The 6,908-nt window shown below is 30.6% G+C and carries 9 protein-coding genes; all 9 read left to right on the top strand.

The window, feature by feature from the left end; translation table 11 throughout:
• The first annotated feature begins 423 nt into the window (after positions 1–423).
• Positions 424–645 (top strand): hypothetical protein, encoded by a 222-nt coding sequence (locus ACRD7B_RS22405; RefSeq protein WP_430826904.1) that lies wholly within the window; start codon positions 424–426, stop codon positions 643–645.
• 251 nt (positions 646–896) lie between these two features.
• Positions 897–2,270, top strand: coding sequence for a peptidase associated/transthyretin-like domain-containing protein (locus tag ACRD7B_RS22400; RefSeq protein WP_430826903.1), 1,374 nt, complete (start codon positions 897–899; stop codon positions 2,268–2,270).
• Entirely contained in the window at positions 2,254–3,444 is a 1,191-nt protein-coding gene (locus ACRD7B_RS22395; RefSeq protein ID WP_430826902.1) for a hypothetical protein, read from the top strand. The genes ACRD7B_RS22400 and ACRD7B_RS22395 overlap by 17 nt, the downstream gene beginning before the upstream one ends.
• Before the next feature lie 3 nt (positions 3,445–3,447).
• The gene (locus ACRD7B_RS22390) at positions 3,448–3,834 is read left to right on the top strand and encodes a DUF1573 domain-containing protein (RefSeq protein ID WP_430826901.1); all 387 of its coding nucleotides are present in this window, start codon (positions 3,448–3,450) and stop codon (positions 3,832–3,834) included.
• A 196-nt stretch (positions 3,835–4,030) separates the two neighbouring features.
• Positions 4,031–4,252, top strand: coding sequence for a hypothetical protein (locus ACRD7B_RS22385; protein ID WP_430826900.1), 222 nt, complete (start codon positions 4,031–4,033; stop codon positions 4,250–4,252).
• Positions 4,253–4,326: 74 nt separating this feature from the next.
• Positions 4,327–4,545 carry a hypothetical protein gene (locus ACRD7B_RS22380; RefSeq protein WP_430826899.1) on the top strand — a complete coding sequence of 73 codons (219 nt, stop codon included), beginning with the start codon at positions 4,327–4,329 and terminating at the stop codon, positions 4,543–4,545.
• 252 nt (positions 4,546–4,797) lie between these two features.
• On the top strand, positions 4,798–5,889 hold the full coding sequence (locus tag ACRD7B_RS22375) for a DUF4934 domain-containing protein (protein WP_430826898.1): 1,092 nt from the start codon (positions 4,798–4,800) through the stop codon (positions 5,887–5,889).
• Between the two features lie 245 nt (positions 5,890–6,134).
• Positions 6,135–6,467, top strand: a complete 333-nt coding sequence (locus tag ACRD7B_RS22370; RefSeq protein ID WP_430826897.1) for a hypothetical protein — start codon at positions 6,135–6,137, stop codon at positions 6,465–6,467.
• A 71-nt stretch (positions 6,468–6,538) separates the two neighbouring features.
• The coding region (locus ACRD7B_RS22365) for an efflux RND transporter periplasmic adaptor subunit (RefSeq protein ID WP_430826896.1) at positions 6,539–6,908 on the top strand (370 nt) is incomplete at its 3' end.

Raw genomic sequence — 6,908 nt, 5'->3', positions numbered from 1 at the left:
AATTCAAGATTTATACTCTTTTTAACTTTTGGATAGTAAACAATAATTAACTATTCTTGTAATAAGAATTGGGAAATTCTGATTTCTTTCAACCTGACCTAAGACCTCCGAAAGAACTCAAAATCGTTGTATCTATAAGCAACAATACTTGAAATTGAGAATAAAATAACGGAACATTCAGTTCTGTGGGTATGCATTTTCCGCATGCTCTAAACTAACATACAATTTTATTAAAAATGGCAGCTCTAACTTTTGTTTGAGCACAACATTAGAACTGCCTTAACACACCTTAAAAAAAGAAAGGAGGTTTGTGACAAAGATAAGATAATTACATTCTAATGCCTCTTCTATCAAGGATTGAGGAGATGAAATTTAGTATTTAACAGCTAAAAGGATCAAACTTTTAGTACCAAAAAAATTGAAATGAAAAAGAATAAAATATTAGTTGTTGGTTTGTTTTTAGTAACGGCATTATTGTCGATGCCACTATCATTTGCAGAAGATACAACTGACGCTGGTGTAGATCTTGGTAATCCCACAGATAAACATTGCATAAAAAAAGCTGGTGGAACTATGAAATGTACTTGGCGCCTTATGAGTAGCAGACCTGTTTGTAGTTCTATTGCCAGTTGTCGTCAATATTAATTATATAATGAAAAAGTATTATTAATTATTGCAATTAGTCTGTCAACAAGTGTAATTAACACTACGCTTCTAGAAAAAGTTAATGTTGACAAAGTAGTAGGTGCTACTATATATAAATATTGTATTAGAATTGCTGGTGGAATTAAGAAATGTATATTCATTTATAAACTAAGACAGTTTGTTCGGATACAATAGGTTACTTAATAAGGATGCTAGTCATCCTTATTAAGCTGAAAGTTAATATGAAACTTATGAGAATATTTTGTCTTTTGATTTATTTACAATTACATTGCTTGCTAAGTGCTCAATATCAATACAATATTAATATAGTAGATGATTCCAACAAATTACCGTTAAGTCTTGTAAAAGTTACCAGTGAAGGCACTCAACAAAGTTTTCTCTATCTAAGTGATATTACGGGTGGAGTTAAATTTAATTCTAAATTTGAGAAGTTAACTTTAGAATTTAGCCACACAGCATATAAAACTGTAGTAAAAACTATTAATGCTGGAGATAAAGTGGTTATTAAAATGCATCCGATGCCAATTATGCTTTGTGAGGTCGTTGTGTTTGGCGAAAAGACGACAGATACTAATAGCTTAATTCAAAAGTGTATTAAAAAACTGGAAACTAATGTTCATAATCAGCTAGCTCAGTTTGAAGGTTCTACACGAATGACTCGAAAAAAAAATGGAAGGTATGTTTTTTTTGCAGAGGCAACATTCAAAGAACTAAATGGAGGATATGAGCCTGTTGCTCATGTCTACAATATTAGACGTTCCATTGAGTCTCGAATTAGCAACCAAGATTATTCAATTTCTGCAGTATTAAAAGTACCGTTTAGGTTTCCTCATCCAAGTAACCACTCATCCTATAACGAAATACTTTTACCCTTAGTTCAGTCCAAGAATTTTATCTTTCTTCAAATGGATACGATTTTCGTTCAGAATAAAATGGTGTTAAAAGTCCATTTTAAAGCTAATCCTAATAGTTCTGATAAAATGAAGCGCTATTATTTTGAGCGAGATCATTATGGTGAGATTCTTATTAATGCTGAAGACTTAGGGGTTAAGACGATTATTTTCAAAAAGAAAAGTGAAAATGGAAGTGAACTATTCACTTCCAGATTTGAGAAGATCAATGGAAAGTATTACTTGGTAAGTTCCGTTAAAGATGCAACATATTCGGAGCAAAATTTAACATCGAATAAGCTGGATACTATTGAAGTGTCAACTATGTATAGTTATTATAATTTTCTAACCCCGTTCAATAACAAAACTATATCAGAAGATTATTCATGTAGCATCAGTATGGATAAACGCTTTGGTAAAGAAGTGCCGTTTTTTTCTTTTAATGTAAACGATTCATTAAAGAAGGTACGGTATGATTCAAACTATTGGAATAGTCAAGCGAACTTCTATGATTGGAAAAAAGTTTGCGATGACCTTCGGAATTTATATGGCATTCCAGTTGAAGAGCAATTTGCTAATAATAGTGAAGCATTGCTAACTGAAAAACAATTCATACGTGTAATGAACAATGCTCCGAAACAATTCCGTAAGACCCTCAAGTATTATTTTAAATCATATAAGAAAGAAAATTTGTTTTATGAAGGAAGTGATTAATAAAACCGTCTTCTATTTTTTATTTGCCTCATTTATGTTGTCTTGTAGCACATCCATTACAAATGATTTAACGTATGAGAATGCAAAAGAGATTGTGTCGAATAAAAAAATAGAATTATCACATATTCACGTTGATACTATTGTGGTTAATAACCCATATAGCCTTTCGGGTGATGGTTTTTGGAAAATAAATGGGGATAGTTTGTATTATTTTGATCGTCTCTTGGCTGTTGTTGATACGTATGATAAAAATGGTGAGTTTCATAGTCGTAGATTAGGTATTGGAAGAGGTCCTGGTGAAGTAATGGAGGAAATCGGTACTGTATGCCAAGTTAACGAAAAATGGTTGTTAACTGAGATATATAATATATATCAGTTTAGTACTTATTTCTCAGACAAAAAGATGAAGTTTTTGTTTCATTTTGGTGAAGATATTGAAGAGCGAAAACAGGATTTATATGCCAATCCAGATCCAAGAGAAGATATTGAATTATATGTGCCAGCCTATAGTATGCCACAAATGAATCATTTGCTTGATACCCGTGTGTTAATGAAAGTTAGTTGTGAGTACCCTGACTTTTTGGAAAAAGAATATTATTCATCATCAGCTTTAGTAGCAGAATATGACTTCGAAGAAGGGAGCATAACCAAATTAATGGGAAAATATCCGCCATGTTATCAGCGTGAAAAAGGTGCTCCAGCTTTTGCAAATCACTATTATTCGAAATACAAAAATGGTAAGTATCTACTCAGCTTTGCTTTAGATAAAAATATATACATCTGTAATAACACTTTTGAACCAATTTCTGCTTTTGGTATTAAAGGGGATATCCAAAATGAAGACTATAATCTAATTGATTTTCAAAGTGGTGGGGTTGAAAGTTATAATTTCCAAGAAGAAAGAGATAGAAAAGGATTTTATACTTCTTTGTATTATTATGCAGAAGAAGATTTAACTTTTCGGGTTTATAAAACTGGAACCAAAGATGAAGCAACACTCTCCCATAATCCTAGCCGGATGCAATTATACAGGGGGACCGAATTAATTGGTGATGTTAAGGTACCCGATAATTTTGAGATAATAGCATATCAGGCGCCATATTTTTATGCCGATGGACTCCATGAAATAGGTGAGGATAAAGATGTAATTGGAATATTTAAATTTAAACTGTAAATAATGAAAACGCTGTTAAGTATTTCTATCGCTATACTCTTTTGCTCATTAAAACCAATGAATTTAAAAGAACAAGACTTGCCAGAGCTAGAATTTGAATCAAAAAGTATAGATCTAGGAGAAATAAAAATTAATTCGGAAACGAAGGGTAAGTATATTTTTACAAACAACGGAAAAGTTCCTTTAATAATTAAAGAGGTTAAACCACATTGTGGTTGCACCGTTGCTTCTTATACAGAAACGCCTATTTTACCCAAAAAGCAGGGGTATATAAATTTTGTATATACCGCACCAAGTACCCCTCAGCAGATAAAAAAAATAATTGTTGTTTCCGCTAACACAAGAGAAAAAAGTTACTTATTAAAAATTGTAGCTAAGGTTAAGAAGTGAATCTTTTTAATATTAAATAAGAAAAATTGCAGCTCTAAGTATTGTTTGAGAGCATTCTTAGAGCTGCTATACTACAACCTTATAAAAATGAAAGGAGGTACGTGGCAAAGATATTAAAATAACGGGGCCATTCTTCTTTAAAGGAAAGAAGAAATTTTGATGAATGTAATACTAAGAAATTTAAAAATAATACTGAATGAAAAGATCAAAATTTTTTGCCATAATTGGCATTGTAACAATGATATTAATGATTGGAAATACACAAAAAGTTTATTCTAGTCAAGATGAATTAACTGAAGATACCGGTGAAGGAATTAACGCACCTTGGGAAAGAGTTTGTCATCCAGAAAGACCAAATCGTTGTACTTGGCGTGCATTGAGTAACCGAAAAGAATGCACTAAAGATTATCAGTGTTAATCGGTCTAATTTTTATAAAAAAAGGAAAATATCATCGCCAATAAAGGATGATAACAATTATAAGTTTTTAGATTATGAAAAAATTGGTGATTTTATTTTCGATAGCAATTCTGTTTACATTTTCATTACTAATTAATGCTCAACAACATGAATTAGAACATGCAGGAGACCAAGAAGGATCGGGGTACACCAAGTCATACGGCAATTGTTATAATAATAGTGGTGATTGGAATGGTAATAGTGTAACATGTTTGTCACCAGGTGATAAATCCTGTACATCTAGAAATTGTTAAAATATTTTATGGATGATCTTAGATCATCCATAAATTTAGTTGGAACTCTTTTAATAATTAATAATCATTTTGTTTCATCGAGGGTGGAAATAATAATTGAGTGCCATAAATAAATATTGAATTGTTATAAAAAACACTCTACCTATAGACTTTAATCGGTTGAATTGAGGTTTAGGGACTAGTTCTCCTTGTAGAGCAAGCTTTTTATCAACTAATCAAACAATTATGTTTTATTAATTAAAAAATTTGTAAATGAGAAATTTAGCAATTATTTATATTCTTTTGATCTTCACAAATTGCAAAATGCATAAAAATGAACAAGTAATAATTGATGTTTATTCAAATGAGATTAAAAGCAAATTATCAACGGAAATTGCTAGAGAATTTGAATATATATCTTTAGAAACTAACAATAATTCAATTATAGGACAGGTCGATAAAGTTCATGTTAATGACTCCAATTTATTTATCTTGGATAGAAGAAATGCGAAGGCTTTATTTGTATTTGATTTATCTGGAAACTATAAACACAAACTCAATTCACACGGGAAAGGGCCAGGTGAATTCTTAAATCCTCAAGATTTTTCTATTGATAAAGATAGTGGAGATATTTTTTTGTTAGATTTTGGTAACAAAATATTAAAATACAATAGCAAAGGAGAGTTTGAGAGAGAGATTAGGTTGGGAAAAAGTATGAGGCAAGTTACAAATATCTTAATTTATGAAAATAAAATTTTTGCTTATGCTAATCGCCTAAGTGAGGAATATAAATATACATTGTGTTCCTATTCAATGGAAGGAACTCTACTTGAGTCTTTTTATCCCTATGAAGAAGTTTCAGAAGGAATATTTAATATGGCATCGCCTTTATATGTAAAAAATGATTCCTTACATTTTTTTAATATTTACGACCGTGAAATACAGGTTTTAACAGAAAATGGATTTAAAACTAAGCAGATATTTGATTTTGGAGTTAATTTTTTACCAAGTGGAATGTTGGGATATCTTGCAGGTAATATAGATGGAGCAACGGATTATGCTATTTTTGGTAAGGAATGTGTAGAAGGTGCTAACTATTCTTACCTGACCATTATAGATAAAAACGTATTTAAGCATTGTATATATTCAAAGAAGGATAATAGATCTTATCTCATTAATAAGATTGTTAATGATAGTGACTTCTTTAGATATCCTGAATATTACCATGAAGGATATTTCTATTCGGTTATTGAGCCTCAGTGGGTTATTAATAACAAGGAAAAGTATAATGGTATGATTGAAAAATTACATCTAGCTATTGACGATAATCCTATACTACTTAAGCATAAATTAGACTTGAGATGAATAAAATTTTTACGCCGTTAGTTATAATAGTTATAGTTATTCTTGGAGTTCTGTATTGGCAATTAAAATTGGTGAAAAAAGATGCTATACTGACTAAAGGCAAAGTTAAAAAGGAGATTGCAATTGCAAATAGATATTTGTTAAATTAATCATCAATAATAGGAAGACAAGCCAATTATATCACTGTTAAAGGGATAAATGGCGAGGTTTTTGAGTTTCATGATTCAATAAGAAATGATAAATTATTGCTATTTGTTCTTTCAGAAGATGATTGTTTAGAATGTATTGAAAAGCAATTAAATATCTTAAAGAAAGTTCAAAAAATAGAGGTTGCCCATGATGTTATTGTTTTAGCCAGAGCCTCAAACATTAGAAAAGTATACAATTTCGTTGAAAATAATAATATTAAAGTGCCTGTATACGGTATACAGAATGACAATAAAATAATTGACATTGAAATAGAGGGCATCCCATGTGCATTGGCTATAGAAAATGGTGTTATAGCAAATTTCTTCTCATTTGATCTTAAAGAAGATTTAGTTTTTAAGATGATTGGCAATCAATGCACTTTGAACTGATATATCTATGATTACTTTATGGAACATCTTTTTGTAGTCAGTTTTAAATTAATTAAAATCTATTTCTAATAATGATGCGTTCAATAATTTCTATAGGGTTGCTTAGTATAATAACAATATTTAGTTATGCATGTCGTGAAACAGAAAAATCCGATAGGAGTGAAATGAATATTGCTAAGAAATCTCAAATTGAGAAGCAAACTGTTAATGTAATGGTCCAGTCTGTAAATGTTGATATATTTTTACAAGAATTAAATAGCAATGGCCAGTTAATAGCTAGAGAGAAGGCAGTTATCCCTTTTAAAGTACAAGAACAAATTATTGACCTAAAAGTCAATAATGGATCGCGTGTGAAGAAAGGCCAAGTGCTGGCTCAGGTTGAGTCCTTTCAATATAAAAAAACATTAAGAGACTGTAGGGATCAGTTCGAGAAAGCACGTA

The organism is Carboxylicivirga fragile (genome assembly GCF_050589805.1).
Lineage (GTDB): Bacteria > Bacteroidota > Bacteroidia > Bacteroidales > Marinilabiliaceae > Carboxylicivirga > Carboxylicivirga fragile.
This window is presented reverse-complemented; position numbering and strand designations above follow the sequence as displayed.